Raw genomic sequence first — 20510 nt, forward strand, 5'->3', positions numbered from 1 at the left:
CGGCTGCGGGGAGCCGGCGCGCCGGGCGCGTCCGGGGTGGTGCTCAGCCCGACATCTCCTCGTTCCAGCGAGCCGTCAGGACCTCCTTGGCGGCCACCTCCTGCTCCTGGGTCGGGAACTCCGCCTCCCCCTCGACCGTCGGCAGGGCGGCCAGCGCCTCCGGGTCGGCGGTGCCGGCCTCCTGCATCGACGGCAGCCGCACCGGGCGGGCACCCCCGGCCAGCCAGAGGTTCTGCCCCTCGTCGCTGTAGAGGAACTCCTGCCACAGGCGGGCGGCCGCGGGGTGCGGCGCGAAGGCGCTGATCGCCTGGCTGTAGTAGCCGCCGAACAGCCCGTCGCTCGGGACGACGACGGTCCAGGTGGTGCCGATCTCGGCGAGCCCCTCCTGGTAGGAGGCGTTCAGGTAGTCCCAGTCGAGGACGATCGGCGTCTCGCCGCTCTCGATGGTGGCCGGCGTGCTCTCGACCGGGTTGAAGTTGCCGGCGTCCTTGAGGTCGACGAAGAAGTCGATGCCCGGGCCGATGTCGTCGAGGCTGCCGCCGTTGGCCAGCGCCGCGGCCCACACCCCGCCGAACGCGGCGCCGGCCTGCGTCGGGTTGCCGTTGAGCGCCACCTGGCCCGCGTACTGCGGGTCGAGCAGGTCGGCCAGGGTCTCCGGGCACTCGCCGACGATCGTGTCGTTGCAGCCGATCGACATGTAGCCGCCGTAGTCGTTGACCCAGTAGCCCTCCGGGTCCTTCTGGCCCTCGGGGATCTCGTCCCAGGTCTGCACCTGGTAGGGCGCCAGCAGGTCCTGCGCCTGCCCCTGCCGGGCGAAGGCGGTGGCCAGGTCGAGCACGTCGGGCGCCCGGTCCTGCCCGCGCTGCTGCTCGACCGCGCTGAGCTCCTCCTGGCTGGAGATGTCGGGCGAGGCGCTGTTGACCTGGATGTCGTACGTCTCCTCGAACGCGGAGATGATCTCGCCGTAGTTCGCCCAGTCCGGCGGCAGCGCGATGACGTTGAGCTCCCCCTCGGCCTGCGCGGCCTCGATCAGCTCCTCCATCGAGCCGAAGTCGGCCAGCGAGGTGGCCTCGGCCGCCTCCCCGCCGCCACCGCCGCTCCCGCCACCGCCGTCGTCGCCTCCGCCGCAGGCGGCGAGGGTGAGCGCGGCCGTGAACAGGGCCACGGTCGTCGAGGTGCTGCGTCGCACGGAGTTCCTCCAGGTGTCGTGCCGCTCGAGCTCGGGCGGCCTCCGGGATGGTGGCAGACGGCGGGGCCCCGGGTGGCCCGCGACGGCCGTCGGTGCGGCGAACAGCGGGCGAACTGCCGCCGGCGCGGTGCCGCGGGGGCTACCGGCCGGTGAACGTGGCCTTGCCGGGGCCGTTCTCGATGAACGACTGCATCCCGGTGCGCTGGTCCTCGGTGCCGAACAGGCCGGAGAACAGCCGGGTCTCCAGCGCCAGCCCCTGCGGCAGCGTCACGTCGAGGCCCTCGTCGATCGCCTGCTTGGCCGCTCCGAGCGCGAGGGTCGCCCCGGTGGCGAACCGGCGCGCCATCGCGACCGCGGTGGCGTAGACCTCGTCGTCGGGGACGACGGCGTCGGCCATCCCCATCTCCAGCGCCTCCTCGGCGCCGACGTGCCGGCCGGTGAAGACCAGGTCCTTGGCCTTCGCCGGGCCGACCAGGCGGGCCAGCCGCTGGGTGCCGCCGGCCCCGGGCATGATGCCGAGCTGGATCTCGGGCAGCCCCACCTTCGCCCCGGCGCCCATGACCCGGAAGTCCGCGCACAGCGCGAGCTCGTAGCCGCCGCCGAGCGCGTAGCCGGTGATGGCGGCGATCACCGGCTTCGGGATGCGCTGCACGGCGGCGAAGGACTCGGTCAGCTCGCGGCCCCAGACGGCCATGCCGCGCGAGTCGAGCCCGGCCATCGCCTTGATGTCGGCGCCGGCTGCGAAGACCCGCTCTCCGCCGTAGACGACGACTGCGCGGACGTCGTCGCGGCGCGATGCCTCGAGCGCGGCCGCCCGCACCTCGAGGTGCAGCTGCTGGTCGATCGCGTTCATCTTCGGCCGGTCGAGGCGGATGGTGCCCACCCCGTCCTCGACCTGCAGGGTCACGAACTGCGGCTGGCTCATGCGGGGCCTCCGGCGGTGGGACGGCGTCGTCCCCGGCACCCTAGCCGGGCGCCCGGCGATGCCCCGGCTACCGACGGCGGGCGGTGAACCGGCCGTCGGCGCGGTCCAGCTGCAGCGGCAGGCCGAAGGTGGCCGACAGCCCGTCCGCGGTCACCACCTCCTCCAGCGGCCCGGCCGCGACGACCTCGCCCCCGCGCAGCAGCAGGGCGTGGGTGTAGCCGGGCGGGATCTCCTCCACGTGGTGGGTCACCAGCACCTGGGCCGGGGCGTAGAGGTAGCCGGCCAGGTCCGACAGCCGCGCGACGAGGTCCTCCCGGCCGGTGAGGTCCAGCCCGGCGCCGGGCTCGTCGAGCAGCAGCAGCTCGGGGTCGGGCATGAGCGCCCGGGCGATCTGCACCCGCTTGCGCTCCCCCTCGCTGAGCGTGCCGAACGGGCGGTTCGCGAAGCCCTCCACGCCCCACTGCCGCATCAGCATCGCGGCGCGGGTCAGGTCGCCGATGTCGTAGCGCTCGCGCCAGCGACCCACGACGGCGTAGCCGGCGGACACGACGACGTCGCCCGTGCGCTCCCCGGGCCCGATCCGCTGGGCCAGCGCGGCGCTGGTCAGCCCGATGCGCGGGCGCAGTTCGAAGACGTCGACCGCGCCCAGCGTCTCGCCGAGCAGGCGCACCTCGCCGCGGGTGGGGTGCATGTGGGCCGAGGCCAGCTGCAGCAGCGTCGTCTTCCCGGCGCCGTTGGGGCCGAGCAGCACCCACCGCTCGTCGGCCCGGACGCTCCAGTCCACCCCGCGCAGCAGGTGGGTCTCGCCCCGGACGACGTCGACGCCGCGGAGTTCGACGACGGGCTCGGCGGCCTCGGACGGGGCGGCACTCGGTCCTCCGGAGCTCGACACGACCCCATCCAACCAACCCGCGCAGGAGGCGGGGTTGGCAGGATCGGGCGATGCAGCTCAACGGACGGCGCGCCGCAGGGGACGACCTCGAGGTCTGGCCGGGCTCCCCCGCGCCGCTGGGGGCGCACTGGGACGGCAACGGCACGAACTTCGCGCTCTGGTCGGCCGGGGCGCAGGCGGTCGACCTGTGCCTGTTCGACCCCGACGGCACCGAGCACCGCCACCGGTTGCAGGAGTCGACCCACCAGGTCTGGCACGCCCGGGTCGGCGGGGTGGGCCCGGGCCAGCGCTACGGCTACCGGGTGCACGGCGGCTACGACCCCGGCTCGGGGCTGCGCTACAACCCGGCCAAGCTGCTGCTGGACCCCTACGCCCAGGCGGTGGACGGCGAGCTGACGCTGCACCCGTCGCTGTTCGGCCACCCCGTCGACGCGGTGGACTCCGGCGTCGCCGACCCCTCCGACTCGGCGCCGCACGTGCCCCGCGGCGTGGTGGTGCACGACCCATTCCCGTGGGACGGCGACCGGGGCCCGGGCATCCCGTGGTCGGACACGGTCATCTACGAGGTGCACGTGCGCGGCGCCACGATGAGCCACCCCGACGTCCCCCCGGCGCTGCGCGGCACCTACGCGGGGCTCGCCTCCCCGGCGTTCATCGCGCACCTGAAGTCGCTCGGCGTGACCACGGTCGAGCTGCTGCCGGTGCACCACTTCGTCAGCGAGCCGCACCTGCTCCGCCGAGGACTGACGAACTACTGGGGGTACAACACGCTGGGCTACTTCGCCCCGCACGCCGCGTACAGCTCGTCGGGCTCCGCGGGCGGCCAGGTGACCGAGTTCAAGGCGATGGTCAAGGCGCTGCACGCGGCCGGCATCGAGGTGGTCCTGGACGTCGTCTACAACCACACGGCCGAGGGCGACCACGCCGGCCCGACCCTGTCGTTCAAGGGCATCGACAACCGCGGGTACTACCGGCTCGACGGCGCGAACCCCGCCCGCTACACCGACTACACCGGCTGCGGGAACACCCTCGACGTCCGGCGGCCGCAGGTGCTCGCCCTGCTGATGGACTCGCTGCGGTACTGGGTCACCGAGATGCACGTGGACGGGTTCCGCTTCGACCTCGCGGCGGCGCTGGCCCGGTCGATGCACGACGTCGACCGGTTGTCCGCGTTCTTCGACGTCATCCACCAGGACCCGGTGGTCAGCCGGGTCAAGCTGATCGCCGAGCCGTGGGACGTCGGCGAGGGCGGCTACCAGGTCGGCAACTTCCCGCCGCTGTGGACCGAGTGGAACGGGCTGTACCGCGACACCGTCCGCGACGTGTGGTCCGGCGCGCACGTCGGCGTCCGCGACCTGGCCTACCGGCTGACCGGGTCCTCGGACCTGTACCGCTCCGACGGCCGCCGCCCGTTCGCCAGCGTCAACTTCGTCACCGCCCACGACGGCTTCCCCATGCGCGACCTGGTCACCTACGAGCACAAGCGCAACGAGGCCAACGGCGAGGACAACCGGGACGGCGAGAGCCACAACCGGAACTGGAACTGCGGCGTGGAGGGCCCCACCGACGACCCCGCGATCACCGAGCTGCGCGGCCGGCAGGTGCGCAACCTGCTGAGCACGCTGCTGCTGTCGACCGGCGTGCCCATGCTGACCGCCGGCGACGAGCTCGGCCGCACCCAGCAGGGCAACAACAACGCCTACTGCCAGGACAACGAGATCTCCTGGATCGACTGGTCCGGCGTCGACGCGGACCTGCTGGCCTTCGTGTCCCGGCTGGTGGCGATCCGGCGGTCCTCGCCGGTGCTGCGCCAGGTGGCGTTCTTCGAGGGGCACGAGATCCCCGGCACCGGCGGCACCCGCGACCTCGCCTGGTTCGCCCCGGACGGCGGTCAGCTGACCACGGCCGACTGGTTCGACACCGGCCTGCAGACGATCGGGATGTACCTCGACGGCCGCGGCATCCGGCACCGGGACGAGCGCGGGCGGCCGGTGCACGACGAGTCCTACCTGGTCTGGCTCAACGCGGGGTCCGACCCCGTCCAGGTGCAGCTGCCGGGCGCCCCGTGGAGCGACGGCTACGAGTTCGTCGTCTCGACCGAGTACCCGACGGGGGAGCCGCCGCAGCCCACGGTGGTCGCCCCGGGCCCGATCGAGCTGCCCTCCCGCACCGTCTGGCTGCTGCGCGTCCTCCGCCGGCCCTGACCGCCCTCACCGCCACCCACGCGCCTGCGCCCCGCGACGGGCCACGCCTGCACCCGGGTCACCGCCGGGGCCTCCGCAGCGGCTCGTCCAGGCCCGGGCCGCGACCGGGAGGTAGCCGGGTGAGCTCAGCGCGAAGTCGTGGGCGGGTGCCTCCAGGTGCATGCGCCGATCCTGCACCGTCGAACGCCGATGGCCCGGAACCGCTCGGGTTCCGGGCCATCGGGGTACAGCGGTGCGCTCAGTCCTGCGGCTGCTCGAAGGTGATGACCGTCCAGCCCAGCAGGAGGCGGTCGCCGTCGGAGAGCGGGTGGGCCACGCCGGGCTCCAGCTGCGTCCACTCCGTGGCCTCGGGGCCGGCGACGTGGGTGCCGTTGAGCGACCCCAGGTCGACCAGCGAGACCTCGCGGCCCTGCCGCTGGATGGCGGCGTGCGCCGAGGAGAGCACGTTCTGGGTGTCGGCGATCGGCACCGGCCGCGCCGTGCCGGCCGCGACGAGCTCGTGCCCGTCGGGACGGCGGCCGAGGACGAGGTCCTCGTCCACGGTCACGACCAGCCCGTCGTCGAAGCGCAGGATCGGCGCCGCGGGGAGGTCCGGCTTCCAGAAGGCGGTCGCCTCGCCGCCGTCGGCCGCCGGGCTCTGCGCGGCGCCGGCCGCGGCGTAGCCGCCGCTCGGGGCGCCGAAGCCGGCGTCGGAGGGCGCGGAGTACGCCGAGGGCTGCGGGGCGCTGGGGGCGACGACGGCGGAGGCGGGGGCGGCCGCGGTCACGTGCAGCGTCGCGCCGCTGCCCGGGACGGTGCCCTCGACGAGGTCGTAGGCGACGCCCGGCGGCATCGCGGGCACCGGCTGGCCGGGGCCGACGTAGAGGCCGGAGCCGAGCGGGAAGCCGGCGGCGAGCGAGCAGCCGCCGTCGACGTGGTGCCCGGCGAGCGGAACGCCGTCGACCGTGGGCTGGGCCTTGCCGGACCACAGCGCCACGCCGGTACCCGAGCTCGTGTCGGCGAGGACGAGGGCGAACGACGCCGAACTCCCGCCGAGGGCGGCGACCTGGCCGGCCACGGCGCTCAGCACCCGGTCGGCACCGGGGCCGGAGATCCCGAGGCAGGCGTGCAGGGCCGCCGCCAGAGCGGGGGCACCGGGAGCGTCCACCCACAGCAGACCGCCGCCGCGACGAGCGACGACGGAGTCTCCGGGCAGGACTTCACAGCGGTCGGGCATGGCCGTCAGCCTAGTGACCGGCGACGGAACTGGGCGGTCCCACCGCCCCGCCACGCCGGTCGCACCCGTCCCTGGCGGGAGTGGTGCGACCGGCGAGGCTGATGTGGCCCGCGTCGCGGCCCGGCGGCCCCTCCTCAGGCCGAGGTGACCAGCCCGAGCTCGGCCGGGTCCGCCAGGTGCGCGGAGTCCGGCAGCACCCGGACGGTGTAGCCGAAGGCGCCGGTCCGCTCCAGCGGGACGGTCGCGGTGAACCAGTGCCGGGACCCGTCGGCGTGCTCGAGGGTCATCGGCACGGTCGTGACGTCGTGCAGGCCGTCGGCGTCGTCCACCCGTCCGTAGGCGGCCTGCACCTGGACGTCGGCCGGCGCCAGACCCGGCAGCTCCACCTCCGCCCGCAGCGCGAGCGTCGTGCCGATCTCCGGGGTGTCCCCCGCGCCGGTGGCCTCGACGTGCGCGACCCGGATCGCGCCCCAGCGCTCGTGCACCCGGGCCCGCCACGCGGACTCCTCGCGGGCCGGTGCGTAGCCCCCGTCCGCCATGACGCGGGCGGAGCCCGCGGCCGGCACGTAGAGCCGCTGCACGTAGTCGCGGACCATGCGGGTGGCCAGCACCTTGGGGCCGGTCTCGCGCAGCGTGTGCCGGACCATCTCCACCCAGCGGCTGGGGATGCCGTCGCGGTCGGTCTCGTAGAACCGCGGGATCACCTGGCTGCCCAGCAGCTCGTAGATCGCCCGCGCCTCGACCTCGTCCCGGCGGTCGGGGTCGGCCACGCCGTCGGCGGTCGGGATCGCCCAGCCGTTCTGGCCGTCGAACCACTCGTCCCACCACCCGTCGCGGATGGACAGGTTGAGGCCACCGTTGAGCGCCGCCTTCATGCCCGAGGTGCCGCATGCCTCCAGCGGCCGCAGCGGGTTGTTCAGCCAGACGTCGCACCCCCAGTACAGGTACCGGGCCATGCCGATGTCGTAGCCGGGCAGGAACGCGATCCGGTGCCGGACGGCGGGGTCGTCGGCGAACTTCACCATCTGCTGGATCAGCTGCTTGCCTCCGTCGTCGGCCGGGTGGCTCTTGCCGGCGATCACGAGCTGCACCGGGCGGTCGGCGTCCAGGAGCAGGGCCTTGAGCCGCTCCGGGTCGCGCAGCATGAGCGTGAGGCGCTTGTAGCTGGGCACCCGCCGGGCGAACCCGATGGTGAGGACGTCGGGGTCGAACGCGGCGTCTGTCCAGCCGACCTCCGCCTCGGTGGCGCCCCGGGAGAGCGCGGTCTCCCGCAGCCGGCGCCGGACCTCCTCGACCAGCCGGCCGCGCAGCATCCGCCGGATGCTCCACAGCTCCCCGGCGCTGATCCGGTCCACGCCGTCGAAGGAGGTGGTCTCCTCGCGCTCGTTCGGGTCGCCCAGGCTGGAGCTCTGGGTGCCCAGGTCGACCAGCTCGCGGGCGGTCCACGTCGGGGCGTGCACGCCGTTGGTGATCGAGCCGATCGGCACGTCGGCCTCGTCGAAGCCGGGCCACAGGTCGCTGAACATGCCCCGGCTGACCTCGCCGTGCAGCCGGCTGACGCCGTTGGCCCGCTGCCCCAGCCGCAGGCCCATGTGCGCCATGTTGAACTTCGCCGGGTCGTCCTCGGCCCCGAGCGGGATGAGGTGCTCCAGCGGCACGCCGAAGCCGGCGAAGTATCGCTCGATGAGGGCCCGGGGGAAGCGGTCGATGCCGGCCGGGACGGGGGTGTGGGTGGTGAACACCGTGCCGGCGCGCACGGCCTGCAGGGCCTCGCCGAACGACAGCCCGTGCGACTCGGTGAGCTCCCGGATCCGCTCGACCCCCTGGAACCCGGCGTGCCCCTCGTTGGCGTGGAAGACCTCGGGCGCGGGGGTGCCGGTGAGCTGGCAGTAGGCCCGCAGCGCCCGGACGCCGCCGATGCCCAGCAGCATCTCCTGGCGCAGCCGGTGGTCCTCGTCGCCGCCGTAGAGCCGGTCGGTGACGCCGCGCTCGGTCGGCGCGTTCTCCTCGATGTCGCTGTCGAGCAGCAGCAGCGAGACGCGGCCGACCTGCGCCCGCCACACGTGCGCGTGCAGCGTGCGGCCCTCGGGCAGCGGCACCGAGACGACGACGGCGGACCCGTCGGGCTGGCGCAGCAGCTTCACCGGGAGGCCGTGCGGGTCCAGTGCGGGGTAGTGCTCGAGCTGCCAGCCGTCGGCCGACAGGCCCTGCTCGAAGTAGCCGGCCCGGTAGAGCAGCCCCAGCCCGATCAGCGGGACCCCGAGGTCGGAGGCGGCCTTGAGGTGGTCGCCGGCGAGGATGCCGAGGCCACCGGAGTACTGCGGCAGCACCTCGGTGATGCCGAACTCCGCGCTGAAGTAGGCGATCGACGCGGGCGCCTCGGCTCCCAGCGACTGGTACCAGTGCGGGGCCGTCAGGTACTCGTCGAGATCCTCGACGACGTCGGACAGCCGGCGGACGAAGCGGCGGTCCTTGGCCAGTGTCGCCAGCCGCGCCGCCGACACCTCGCCGAGCACCTTGACCGGGTCACCCCCGCAGGTCCGCCAGAGGTCGGGGTCGAGGGCCTCGAAGAGGTCCCGCGTGTCCGGGTGCCAGGACCACCGGAGGTTCATGACGAGTTGGGCGAGCGGCATCAGCTCCTCGGGGAGCGATGCCCGGACCGTGAATCGACGGAGAGCACGCACGTCGCGACCCTATCGACGTCGGGAGGTCGGCGCGGGCCGTAGCACGGACCCCCACCGACCACCCCGGGCGGGTGGGCCTCCCCGCTCCGACGTGCCCGACCTGCGCGATCTCGCTAGCGTGATCGCGATGACTGGCCGCGCTGACCTCCGTCTCGGCATCACCGATGTCGCCCCCGTCGTGTCCTGCGGGTCCTTCTCGGCCCGCGCCGTGGTCGGCGAGCATGTGCCGATCACCGCGACCGTGTTCCGCGAGGGTCACGACGCCGTCGCCGCGGACGTCGTCGTGGTCGACCCCGACGGCAACCCCGGCCCGCTGACCCGCATGGCGCCCTACAGCCAGGAACCCGACCGCTGGCTGGCCTCGGTCGTGCCCGACCGGGAGGGCCGCTGGACCTTCCGCATCGAGGCGTGGAGCGACCCGCTGGCCACCTGGCACCACGCCGTCGAGGTGAAGATCGAGGCCGGGCAGGGCCCCGAGGAGCTGGCCAACGACCTCGAGGAGGGCGCCCGGCTGATCGAGCAGGTCGCGGCCGGGGCCGATGCCGGGTGGCGGGACCGGCTGACCGACGCGGTGGTCGCCCTGCGCGACGCCGGCCGCGGGCTGCCGGAGCGGGTGGCCCCGGCGCTGGCCCCCGTCGTCCAGGACTACCTGCACGACCACCCCGTCCGCGAGCTGGTCACCAGCACGGCCGACCACGAGGTGTGGGTCGACCGGCCGCGGGCGCTCTACGGCTCCTGGTACGAGTTCTTCCCCCGGTCGACGGGGCCGGTCGTGGGCGGCGTCGCGACCCACGGCACGTTCACCACCGCCGCCGACCGGCTGCCCGCCGTCGCCGAGATGGGCTTCGACGTCGTCTACCTGCCCCCGATCCACCCGATCGGCACGGTCAACCGCAAGGGCCGCAACAACACGCTGACCCCCGAGCCGGACGACGTCGGCTCGCCGTGGGCCATCGGCTCGGCCGACGGCGGCCACGACGCCGTGCATCCGCAGCTGGGCACGATGGAGGACTTCCGCGCCTTCGTGGACCGCACGCGCGAGCTGGGCATGGAGGTGGCGCTGGACTTTGCGCTGCAGGCCGCGCCCGACCACCCCTGGGTCGCCAGTCACCCGGAGTGGTTCACCACCCGGCCGGACGGGACGATCGCCTACGCGGAGAACCCGCCGAAGAAGTACCAGGACATCTACCCGGTCAACTTCGACAACGACCCCGAGGGCATCTACGCCGAGTGCCGCCGGGTGCTCCAGGTGTGGATCGACGCCGGGGTGAAGATCTTCCGCGTCGACAACCCGCACACCAAGCCGCTGAACTTCTGGCACTGGCTGATCTGGGACGTCAAGCGCAGCCACCCGGACGTGCTCTTCCTCGCCGAGGCCTTCACCCGGCCGGCGATGATGCACCAGCTCGCCCGCGTCGGGTACACGCAGAGCTACACGTACTTCACCTGGCGGACCGAGCGCGGCGAGCTCGAGGAGTACGGCCGCGCGCTGGCCTCGACGGCGCACTACATGCGGCCCAACTTCTTCGTGAACACCCCGGACATCCTGCACGCGTCGCTGCAGTTCGGCGGCCCGCCGATGTTCAGGATCCGAGCGGTGCTCGCGTCGATGATGAGCCCGACCTGGGGCGTCTACTCCGGGTACGAGCTGTTCGAGCACGTCGCCGTCCGGCCGGGCAGCGAGGAGTACCTGGACACCGAGAAGTTCCAGCTGCGCCCGCGCGACTTCGCCGCCGCCGAGGCCTCGGGGCGCAGCCTGGTGCCCTACCTGACCCGGCTCAACGAGATCCGCCGCGCGCACCCGGCGCTCCAGCAGTTGCGCACGCTGCGGTTCCACCCGATCGACAACCCCAACCTGCTCTGCTTCTCCAAGACCGACCCCGGCTCGCAGGACGCCGTCCTGGTCGTGGTCACGCTGGAGAGCCACAACCGGCAGATCGGCACGACGGCACTGGACCTCGCCGCATTCGGGCTGGACTGGCACGAGCGGTTCACCGTGCGCGACGAGCTGTCGGGCGCCACCTACGACTGGGGCCAGTTCAACTACGTCGAGCTCGATCCCTACCACGAGCCGGCCCACGTCTTCTCGCTGTCGTTCCCACGACCGGTGACCTGGCCACCGCCGGTGCCCTGATCGTCGGCCCGCCCACTCACTCCCCACTCCACCCGCACGGCACTACCGAGGGGCGACACCTTTCGATGACCGTTCCCGTTCCCGACAGCCCCCGCCGCTCCGCGCTGCCGCCGCCCGGCAGCGATCCGGAGTGGTACAAGCGCGCGGTCTTCTACGAGGTCCTCGTGCGCGGCTTCGCCGACTCCAACGCCGACGGCGTGGGCGACCTGCGCGGCATGATCGACAAGCTGGACTACCTGCAGTGGCTCGGCGTCGACTGCCTGTGGCTGCCGCCGTTCTTCGCCTCGCCGCTGCGCGACGGCGGGTACGACGTCAGCGACTACACCGCGGTGCTCCCGGAGTTCGGCGACATCGAGGACTTCAAGGAGTTCCTCGGCGCCGCCCACTCCCGCGGCATGCGCGTGATCATCGACTTCGTCATGAACCACACCTCGGACCAGCACCCGTGGTTCCAGGCCAGCCGCAGCGACCCCGAGGGGCCCTACGGGGACTTCTACGTGTGGGCCGACGACGACAGCGGCTACCCCGAGGCGCGGATCATCTTCGTCGACACCGAGTCCTCGAACTGGACGTTCGACCCGGTGCGCAGGCAGTACTTCTGGCACCGGTTCTTCTCCCACCAGCCCGACCTGAACTTCGAGAACCCGAAGGTCGTCGAGGCGATCCTCGACGCGCTGAAGTTCTGGCTGGAGCTCGGCATCGACGGCTTCCGGCTCGACGCGGTGCCCTACCTCTTCGAGGAGGAGGGGACCAACTGCGAGAACCTGCCGAAGACCCACGAGCTGCTCAAGGAGGTCCGCAAGTTCGTCGACGCCGGCTACCCCGACCGGGTCCTGCTGTGCGAGGCCAACCAGTGGCCGGCCGACGTCGTCGAGTACTTCGGCGAGGACGGCGACGAGTGCCAGATGGCCTTCCACTTCCCGGTGATGCCGCGGTTGTTCATGGCCGTCCGCCGCGAGCAGCGCTTCCCGATCTCGGAGATCATGGCCCAGACGCCGGACATCCCTGACAACTGCCAGTGGGGCGTCTTCCTCCGCAACCACGACGAGCTGACCCTCGAGATGGTCACCGACGAGGAGCGGGACTACATGTGGGGTGAGTACGCGAAGGACCCGCGCATGAAGGCCAACATCGGCATCCGCCGCCGGCTGGCGCCGCTGCTGGACAACGACATCGACACCCTCGAGCTGTTCAACGCCCTGCTGCTGAGCCTCCCCGGGTCCCCCGTCCTCTACTACGGCGACGAGATCGGGATGGGCGACAACATCTGGCTGGGCGACCGCGACGGCGTCCGGACGCCGATGCAGTGGACGCCGGACCGCAACGGCGGGTTCTCCACCGCCGACCCGCAGCGGATGTACCTGCCCCTCAACCAGGACCCGGTCTACGGCTACCAGGTCACCAACGTCGAGTCCCAACTGCGCAACACGACCTCGCTGCTGCACTGGATCCGGGAGATGCTCCGGGTCCGCGGCCAGCACCCGACCTTCGGGCTGGGCAGCTTCGCCGAGATCGGCTCGCGCAACCCCACGGTGCTGTCGTTCGTGCGCGAGTTCGGCGACGACGTCGTGCTCTGCGTCAACAACCTCTCCCGGTTCCCGCAGCCGGTGGAGCTGGACCTCCGCCGGTTCGAGGGCTACACCCCGATCGAGCTCACCGGCCGGGTCGAGTTCCCGCAGATCGGCGTCCTGCCCTACATGCTCACCCTGGCCGGGCACGGCTTCTACTGGTTCGAGCTCGCCAAGCCGGCCGCCGAGCCGGTCGAGCCGGTGACCGAGGAGCAGGAGGCCGCCGCGAGCAGCGCGGTCGCCGACTCCCTGCTCGCCGCCGGCGTGGTCGGCCCCACCGACGACGAGTCGACCCCTGGAGGGGAGCGATGAGCGCACTCGCCGACATCCTGCGGGAGTGGATGCCGCACCAGCGGTGGTTCGGGGGCAAGGGCCGGGAGTGGGCCGCCGTCGAGGAGGAGGGCTTCTTCCTCGACCGCTCCGGGCCGGTGCTCTCGGTGCACCGCGTGCACATCACCTACGCCGACGGCGGCGGCGACACCTACCTCGTGCCGCTGTCCTGGCGCGACCACGTCGTGGAGGAGCTCTCCTCGGCGTTCGTCGGTGCGGTGTCCGGCGGTGACCGGGAGAACTACGCCTACGACGCGATGCGGGACCGCGACGCCACCCCGCCGTGGCTGGAGCACCTGATCGCGGCCGACACCGTCGGGCCCATGCACTTCCACCCGGCCGGGGTCGCGCCCATCCCCGAGGGGGTGCCCGGCGACATCGTCTCCACCGAGCAGAGCAACACCTCGCTGGTCTACGGCCAGGAGGCGATCTTCAAGCTGTTCCGCCGGCTGGAGCCCGGGCTGAACCCCGACGTGGAGATCCACGCCGCGCTGCGGGAGACCGGCAACGTGCACATCGCGCCGCTGCTCGGGCACATCGAGATCCTCGACCGCGACCCGTCGCACGACCCGGCCACCGTGGCGATGCTGCAGACGTTCGTCCCCAACGCCAGCGACGGCTGGCGGCTGGCCACCGCGAGCGTGCGCGACCTGTACGCCGAGGGCGACCTGCACGCCGACGAGGTCGGCGGCGACTTCGCCGCCGACAGCGAGCGGCTGGGCGCGGCGACGGCCTCGGTGCACACCGACCTCGCGCGGGTGCTGCCGACCGAGCCCGCCGACCGCGCGTGGTTCGCCGCCGCGGCCCAGGAGATGACCGGCCGGCTGGAGGCGGCGCTGCCGGCGGTGCCGCAACTGGAGGAGCACGCCGAGGGCCTGCGCCGGCTCTACGCCCGGCTGGCCGACAGCGACGAGCCGGTGCACCGCCAGCGGGTGCACGGCGACCTGCACCTCGGCCAGGTGCTGCGCACCGCCACCGGGTGGATCATCCTCGACTTCGAGGGCGAGCCGGCCCGGCCGCTGGCCGCCCGGCGGCAGCTGGACAGCCCGATGCGCGACGTCGCGGGCATGCTCCGCAGCTTCGACTACGCCGCCCGGCACATGCTGGTCGAGCAGCCCGAGGACACCCAGCGCGCCTACCGGGCGCACGAGTGGGCCGAGCGCAACCGCAGCGCCTTCTGCGCCGGCTACTCCGCCGCCGGCGCGCTCGATCCGTGCGCCGACTCCCCCGTCCTGCGCGCCTTCGAGGCCGACAAGGCCGTCTACGAGTGCCTCTACGAGGCGCGCAACCGCCCGCACTGGCTGATGATCCCGCTGCAGTCGCTCTCCCGGCTCGCCGCGGCCGGCTGATCCGCCGGACCGCAGCCCGACGCCCCACGGAAACGAAGAGGACGACGCGATGACCTCCCCCAGCGACACCCCCGGCGCCGACCCGAACATCCCCGACTCCGCCGAGGCCCCGGCCACCCGGGAGGACCTCCAGCGAGCGGTGGACCAGATGGCCGAGGAGGCCCGGGCTGCGGAGCACGAGCCGGTCGTCAACGCGGCCCCGACCCGCAAGCGCGCGGCGGCGAAGAAGGCCCCCGCCGCGAAGAAGGCACCCGCGGCGAAGCGGGCGGCGGCACCCGGGGGCGAGGACGGCGCCCCGGCGAAGCGCGCACCGCGCAAGGCCGCGAAGAAGGCCGTGGCGGCGCAGGGCGCGGTCGTCGAGGTCGAGCCCGCGGTCGACCCGGCGGACGTCTCGGCGCAGAACGCCCCGGGCACCGGCGGCGCGGCCGCCCCCGCGAAGAAGGCCCCGGCCAGGCGGGCGCCGCGAACGAAGGCCGCCTCCGGCTCACCGGCGGCCATCCACGAGCCCCAGACCGACGCCGTGGCCGATCTGGGTGGCACCGCCGCCCCGGTGGTCGCCCCCGCGCCGATCGCCGAGCCCGGCTCGCCGTCCGGGGCTCCCGCCGGCCGGCCGGTGTCCCCCGACCCCGACCCGGCCACGCCCGGCACGCCACAGGCGCCCGCCGAAGCCCCCGCGCCCGAGGTGCCGGCCACGGTCCCGCCCGCGGAGGACGTCATCGCGGCCGGCGCCGTCGCGGCGGCCGCCGACCTCGGTCGCGAGGTCTCCGGCGACGACCTGCGCGCCGTCGTCGAGGGCTGGTCGCACGACCCGCACGCCGTGCTCGGCGCCCACCGCGCCGGCGACGGGTGGGCCGTCCGCACGCTGCGGCCCGACGCGGTCTCCGTCGCCGTCGTCGACGAGGACGGCAGCCGCTACGAGGCCCGCCAGCTGCACGGCGGCGGCATCCACGAGGCGCTGCTGCCCTCCCAGCCCGGTGACTACCGGATCGAGGTCGCCTACCCCGACGGCGCCGGCGGGACCGCCGCCTTCACCGTCGACGACCCCTACCGGTGGCTGCCGACGGTCGGCGAGCTGGACCAGCACCTGCTCCGCGAGGGCCGGCACGAGCGGCTCTGGGAGGTCCTCGGGGCGCACGTCCGCCGCTATGACACCCCCCGCGGCCGCGTCGAGGGCGTCTCCTTCGCGGTGTGGGCGCCCAACGCCCGCGGCGTCAAGGTGACCGGCGACTTCGACTACTGGGAGGCGCGCGCCTACCCGATGCGCTCGCTGGGCTCCTCCGGCGTCTGGGAGATCTTCGTCCCGGGCGTGCAGGTGGGCACCCGGTACCGCTACCACGTCCTCGGGGCCGACGGCAGCTGGCGGGAGAAGTCCGACCCGCTCGCCTTCGCCACGGAGGTGCCGCCGCTGAACGCCTCGGTCGTCGCCGAGTCCACCCACGAGTGGGACGACGAGGAGTGGCTGACCGACCGCGCGGCCGGCAACTGGCACGAGCGGCCGATGAGCGTCTACGAGGTGCACCTCGGCTCCTGGCGGCAGGGCCTGTCCTACCGCCGGCTCGCCGACGAGCTGATCGACTACGTCTCCGCCGCCGGCTTCACCCACATCGAGTGCATGCCGGTCGCCGAGCACCCCTTCGGCGGCTCCTGGGGCTACCAGGTGACCAGCTACTACGCGCCCACCTCGCGCTTCGGCGGTCCCGACGACTTCCGCTACCTGGTCGACCGGGCGCACCAGGCCGGCATCGGGGTCATCGTCGACTGGGTGCCGGCGCACTTCCCCAAGGACGCCTGGGCGCTGGCCCGCTTCGACGGCACGCCGCTGTACGAGCACGCCGACCCCCGCCGCGGGGAGCAGCCCGACTGGGGCACCTACGTGTTCGACTTCGGCCGGGCCGAGGTGCGCAACTTCCTCGTGGCCAACGCCCTGTTCTGGTGCAAGGAGTTCCACGTCGACGGCATCCGCGTGGACGCCGTCGCCTCGATGCTCTACCTGGACTACTCCCGCGAAGAGGGCCAGTGGGCGCCGAACGTGCACGGCGGGCGCGAGAACCTCGAGGCCGTGGCGTTCCTGCAGGAGATGAACGCCACCGTCTACCGCGAGGTGCCGGGTGTGGTCACGATCGCGGAGGAGTCGACCGCCTGGCCGGGCGTCACCCGCCCCACCTACCTGGGCGGTCTGGGCTTCGGGTTCAAGTGGAACATGGGCTGGATGCACGACTCGCTCGAGTACATGAGCAAGCAGCCGGTGCACCGCAGCTACCACCACGGCCAGATGACGTTCTCGATGGTCTACGCCTACTCGGAGAACTACCTGCTGCCCATCAGCCACGACGAGGTCGTGTACGGCAAGGGCTCGCTGCTGCGGAAGATGCCCGGTGACCGCTGGCAGCAGCTGGCCAACCTGCGCGGCTACCTGGCCTTCATGTGGTCCCACCCGGGCAAGCAGCTGCTGTTCATGGGGTCGGAGTTCGGGCAGGACTCCGAGTGGGCCGAGAGCCGGTCGCTGGACTGGTGGCACCTCGACGACCCGGCGCACCGCGGGATCCTGCAACTGGTGACCGACCTCAACGCCCGCTACCGGGAGCTCGAGGCGCTGTGGTCGCTGGACGTGGACCCGGCCGGCTTCCAGTGGATCGACGCCAACGACGCGCCGGGCAACGTGCTCAGCTTCCTCCGCTTCGGCAAGCCCCGGCAGGCGTCGAGCCCGGACGACGGCGCCGGCGCGCCCGAGCTGGGGCAGGCGCTGGCCGTCGTCGCCAACTTCGCCGGCGAGCCGCACCACGGCTACCGGATCGGGCTCCCCCGCGGGGGCACCTGGCGCGAGGTGTTCAACAGCGACGCCGAGGGATACGGCGGCTCGGGGGTCGGCAACGCCGGGGTCGTGGTGGCCGAGGAGCAGCCCTGGCACGGCCAGCCGTTCTCGGCGACCCTGTCCGCTCCGCCGCTGGGCACCGTCTGGCTGCTGCACGAGTAGGGGGCACCGCCCGGGCGACACCTCGTCCTCCGCTCGGACGACGCGCGCGCGATTCGGCACCACGACGGACGGAGACCGGGCATCATGTGCCGGCTCTCGAACGGCCGCCGGAACCGGTGGCGCCCCCCAGCAGACGAGGAACAACGGTCCATGAGGCAGGTCTCGCGCCGCGCGCTCGTCGCGGCAGCGGTGGGCAGCACGCTGCTCACCGGCTGTACCACCAGCGTCGCCGGCTCGGCGAACCCCCCGGCCACCGACGTGAGCGCCGAGGAGTTCCCGATCGTCGGTGCCGCCGACAACGACGTCGACCGGCTCGCCCGGAACGCGTTCGCCGACCTCAACACCTTCTGGGCGGAGGCGTTCCCGGAGTACTACGGCGAGGACTTCCTCCCCCTGCAGGGGCCCACCTCGTCGGTCGACGTCGACGACATCGACTACAGCCTCTACCCGTCCGACACCGGACTCGGGTGCGACGAGTACCCGATCGATCCGGCCGAGGTGGAGATGAACGCCTTCTACCACCGGGGCTGCGACATCGTCGCCTACGACCGCGCGTTCATCCTCACGCAGATGGAGCAGTTCGGCGCCTACATCAACCCGGCGATCATGGCGCACGAGTTCGGGCACCTGGTGCAGGGGCCGATCGACGAGCCCGCGGGCCGCGCCGGCTTCAGCGACGTCACCATCTACAACGAGACGCAGGCCGACTGCTTCGCCGGCGCCTTCACCCGGTGGGTGGCCGACGGCAACGCCGAGCACACCACCGTGCGGGTCGCCGACCTCGACCCGGTGCTCACCGGCTTCATCGAGCTCCGAGACCCCGTCGGCCTGACCGACGTCAACGTCCAGGGTGCGCACGGCTCCGGTTTCGACCGCGCGTCGGCCTTCTACGAGGGCTACGACGCCGGCATCGCCGCCTGCCGCGACAACTACGCGGAGGGCGCCCGGGTCTTCACCGTCGACGAGTTCGGATCCGACGAGCAGGGTCAGATCGACGAGGAGAACGAGGGCAACGCACCCATCGAGGACGTCCCCGCCATCATCGACGGCACCCTGCCGGTCTACTTCGACTCGTGGGTGGACGGCTTCGAGGCGCCCACGCTCAGCTTCGACGGCTCCACCCCCGACTGCGGCGTGATGGGCGAGGAGGAGCGAGCCCTGGGCTGGTGCGAGGACGACAACACGATCTACGTCGCCGAGGACCTGCTCGAGGGGGCCTACAACGAGATCGGCGACTTCGCCGTCGCGACCGCCTACGCCTTGCCCTTCGCGCAGGCCGTGCGCGCGCACCTGGGCCGGTCGGCCGACGACACCACCGCGACCGTCTGCCTGGCCGGCGCCTACACCGCGTCGTTCTTCAACGGTGACTTCGAGGAGAGCGAGAACGGCGCCACCCTGAGCCCCGGCGACGTCGACGAGGCGATCACGTTCCTGCTCACCTACGGCCAGACGGAGAGCGTGCTGCCCAACGTGTCCGCCACGGGCTTCGAACTGGTCGGCGCCTTCCGGGCCGGCTTCCTCCAGGGTCCGGGCGCCGACGTCTGCGACGTCCAGGCCTAGCCGGCACGACGCACGGTTGCCGTCCCACCGCCGCGGGCACCCCGCGGCGGTGGGACGTCGCCGTTTCCGGGGCCTGCTCGCCGCCGTGCTGGGCGGCGTGCTCCTGTCCGGGTGCGTCGTCACCGTCGGCGGCGCGCCCCGGTCGGCCGACACGCCTCCGCCGGACGCCCCCGACGGGGAGGTCACCGTCGTCGGCACCGACGGCGGCCCGGTGGACCGCATCGCCACCAACGCGCTCGCCGACCTCGGCACGTTCTGGGCCGAGCAGCTGCCCGACGTCTTCGGCGTCCCGTTCGAGCCGCCGGCGGGTGGCTTCTTCAGCGTGGACCCCGACGACGTCGACCCCTCCGTGTACCCGGACGGCGTCGGCTGCGGCTCCGATCCCCGCGACGTCGAGGGCAACGCCTTCTACTGCCGGGCCGAGGGCGTCGCGCACTCGGACGCGATCAGCTGGGACCGCGCGTTCCTGGCCGACCTCGCCGACGGCTCCGGCCGCTTCCTCCCGGCGCTGGTGATGGCGCACGAGTACGGCCACGCGCTCCAGGCCCGGGTCGGGTACCCGCGGACGTCGATCGCGACCGAGACCCAGGCCGACTGCCTGGCCGGCGCCTGGACGGCATGGGTGGCGGCGGGCGAGGCGGCGCACTCGCAGATCCGCGAGGCGGAGCTGGACGAGGTGCTCGGCGGCTACCTGCAGCTGCGCGACCCGGTCGGCACCGGGGCCGGGCAGGAGGAGGCCCACGGGTCGTTCTTCGACCGGGTCTCGGCGTTCCAGGAGGGCTTCGACGCCGGCCCGGAGGCGTGCCGCGACGGCTTCGGCCCCGGCCGGCCCTTCACCCAGTCGGAGTTCACCAGCGACCTCGACCTCGCCCGGGGCGGCGACGCGCCCTACCCGACGGTCGAGCAGCTCGTGGCGGCGTCACTGCCGGAGTTCTGGACCCGCGCGTTCGACGAGGTGCTCGGCGGCCGGTTCGACCCGCCGGACCTGGAGCCCTTCTCGGGCAGCCCGCCCGGCTGCGCGCCCGACGACGAGCTCGACCTCGTGGCCTGCCCCGACGAGGGCCTGGTCGGCTACGACGAGCGCGACCTCGCGCTGCCGCTGTACGAGGAGATCGGTGACTTCGCGGTGCTCACCGCAGTCTCCGTGCCCTACGCGCTCGCCGCCCGGGGCCAGCTGGGGCTCCCGGTCGACGGCGAGGACGCCGCGCGGTCGGCGATCTGCCTGACCGGCTGGTACGCCGCCGCGGTCGCCGACGGCGCGCTGACCGACATCGTGATCTCCCCCGGTGACGTCGACGAGAGCGTGCAGTTCCTGCTCACCCGCGCCGGCGACCCCGCGGTGCTGCCCGACGTCGACCTGTCCGGCTTCGAGCTCGTCGACCTGTTCCGCGCCGGCTTTCTGGAGGGCGCGGCGGCCTGCGACGTGGGGGCCTGACCGGCGGGCCCGCGGCATGATCGCGACCGTTGCGCCGTGGTCGCCGTCCG

12 protein-coding genes are annotated in these 20510 nt (G+C 73.3%); 7 read left to right on the forward strand and 5 right to left on the reverse strand.

Translation table 11 applies throughout. The features are described from left to right. Positions 1-43 precede the first annotated feature (43 nt). From BMY88_RS11385 to BMY88_RS11395, 3 genes are all read right to left on the reverse strand, one after another. Complete coding sequence (locus BMY88_RS11385; RefSeq protein WP_091943177.1) at positions 44-1189, reverse strand: ABC transporter substrate-binding protein; 1146 nt, start codon at positions 1187-1189, stop codon at positions 44-46. A 139-nt stretch (positions 1190-1328) separates the two neighbouring features. Beyond that, positions 1329-2114 carry an enoyl-CoA hydratase/isomerase family protein gene (locus BMY88_RS11390; protein ID WP_091943179.1) on the reverse strand — a complete coding sequence of 262 codons (786 nt, stop codon included), beginning with the start codon at positions 2112-2114 and terminating at the stop codon, positions 1329-1331. A 67-nt stretch (positions 2115-2181) separates the two neighbouring features. Then, positions 2182-3006, reverse strand: coding sequence for an ABC transporter ATP-binding protein (locus tag BMY88_RS11395; protein WP_091943181.1), 825 nt, complete (start codon positions 3004-3006; stop codon positions 2182-2184). Positions 3007-3056: 50 nt separating this feature from the next. Between BMY88_RS11395 and glgX the strand changes: the two genes are divergently transcribed. Further along, positions 3057-5210, forward strand: a complete 2154-nt coding sequence (gene glgX, locus BMY88_RS11400; protein ID WP_091943183.1) for a glycogen debranching protein GlgX — start codon at positions 3057-3059, stop codon at positions 5208-5210. A gap of 238 nt (positions 5211-5448) precedes the next feature. On the opposite strand, the gene BMY88_RS11405 is transcribed toward glgX, so the two are convergent. Together BMY88_RS11405 and glgP are read right to left on the reverse strand one after the other, a co-directional pair. After that, positions 5449-6426 (reverse strand): FHA domain-containing protein, encoded by a 978-nt coding sequence (locus BMY88_RS11405; protein WP_091943185.1) that lies wholly within the window; start codon positions 6424-6426, stop codon positions 5449-5451. A 134-nt stretch (positions 6427-6560) separates the two neighbouring features. Beyond that, complete coding sequence (glgP, locus tag BMY88_RS11410; RefSeq protein ID WP_091943187.1) at positions 6561-9110, reverse strand: alpha-glucan family phosphorylase; 2550 nt, start codon at positions 9108-9110, stop codon at positions 6561-6563. A 127-nt stretch (positions 9111-9237) separates the two neighbouring features. On the opposite strand from glgP, the gene BMY88_RS11415 reads away from it, so the two are divergent. The 6 genes from BMY88_RS11415 (at position 9238) to BMY88_RS23840 (ending at position 20460) form a co-directional block, all read left to right on the forward strand. Then, the gene (locus BMY88_RS11415) at positions 9238-11244 is read left to right on the forward strand and encodes an alpha-1,4-glucan--maltose-1-phosphate maltosyltransferase (RefSeq protein WP_091943425.1); all 2007 of its coding nucleotides are present in this window, start codon (positions 9238-9240) and stop codon (positions 11242-11244) included. Between the two features lie 65 nt (positions 11245-11309). Next, complete coding sequence (gene treS / locus BMY88_RS11420) at positions 11310-13124, forward strand: maltose alpha-D-glucosyltransferase (RefSeq protein ID WP_091943189.1); 1815 nt, start codon at positions 11310-11312, stop codon at positions 13122-13124. Continuing rightward, positions 13121-14491 (forward strand): maltokinase N-terminal cap-like domain-containing protein, encoded by a 1371-nt coding sequence (locus tag BMY88_RS11425; protein ID WP_091943192.1) that lies wholly within the window; start codon positions 13121-13123, stop codon positions 14489-14491. The genes treS and BMY88_RS11425 overlap by 4 nt, the downstream gene beginning before the upstream one ends. 49 nt (positions 14492-14540) lie before the next feature. Beyond that, positions 14541-17465, forward strand: coding sequence for a 1,4-alpha-glucan branching protein GlgB (glgB, locus tag BMY88_RS11430; protein ID WP_211435603.1), 2925 nt, complete (start codon positions 14541-14543; stop codon positions 17463-17465). 150 nt (positions 17466-17615) lie between these two features. Then, entirely contained in the window at positions 17616-19025 is a 1410-nt protein-coding gene (locus BMY88_RS11435; RefSeq protein ID WP_091943195.1) for a neutral zinc metallopeptidase, read from the forward strand. A gap of 49 nt (positions 19026-19074) precedes the next feature. Further along, positions 19075-20460: a neutral zinc metallopeptidase gene (locus BMY88_RS23840; protein ID WP_170861075.1), complete on the forward strand. Its 1386-nt coding sequence runs from the start codon at positions 19075-19077 to the stop codon at positions 20458-20460. Positions 20461-20510 lie beyond the last annotated feature (50 nt).

This window comes from Trujillonella endophytica (genome assembly GCF_900110555.1).
GTDB lineage: Bacteria > Actinomycetota > Actinomycetes > Mycobacteriales > Geodermatophilaceae > Trujillonella > Trujillonella endophytica.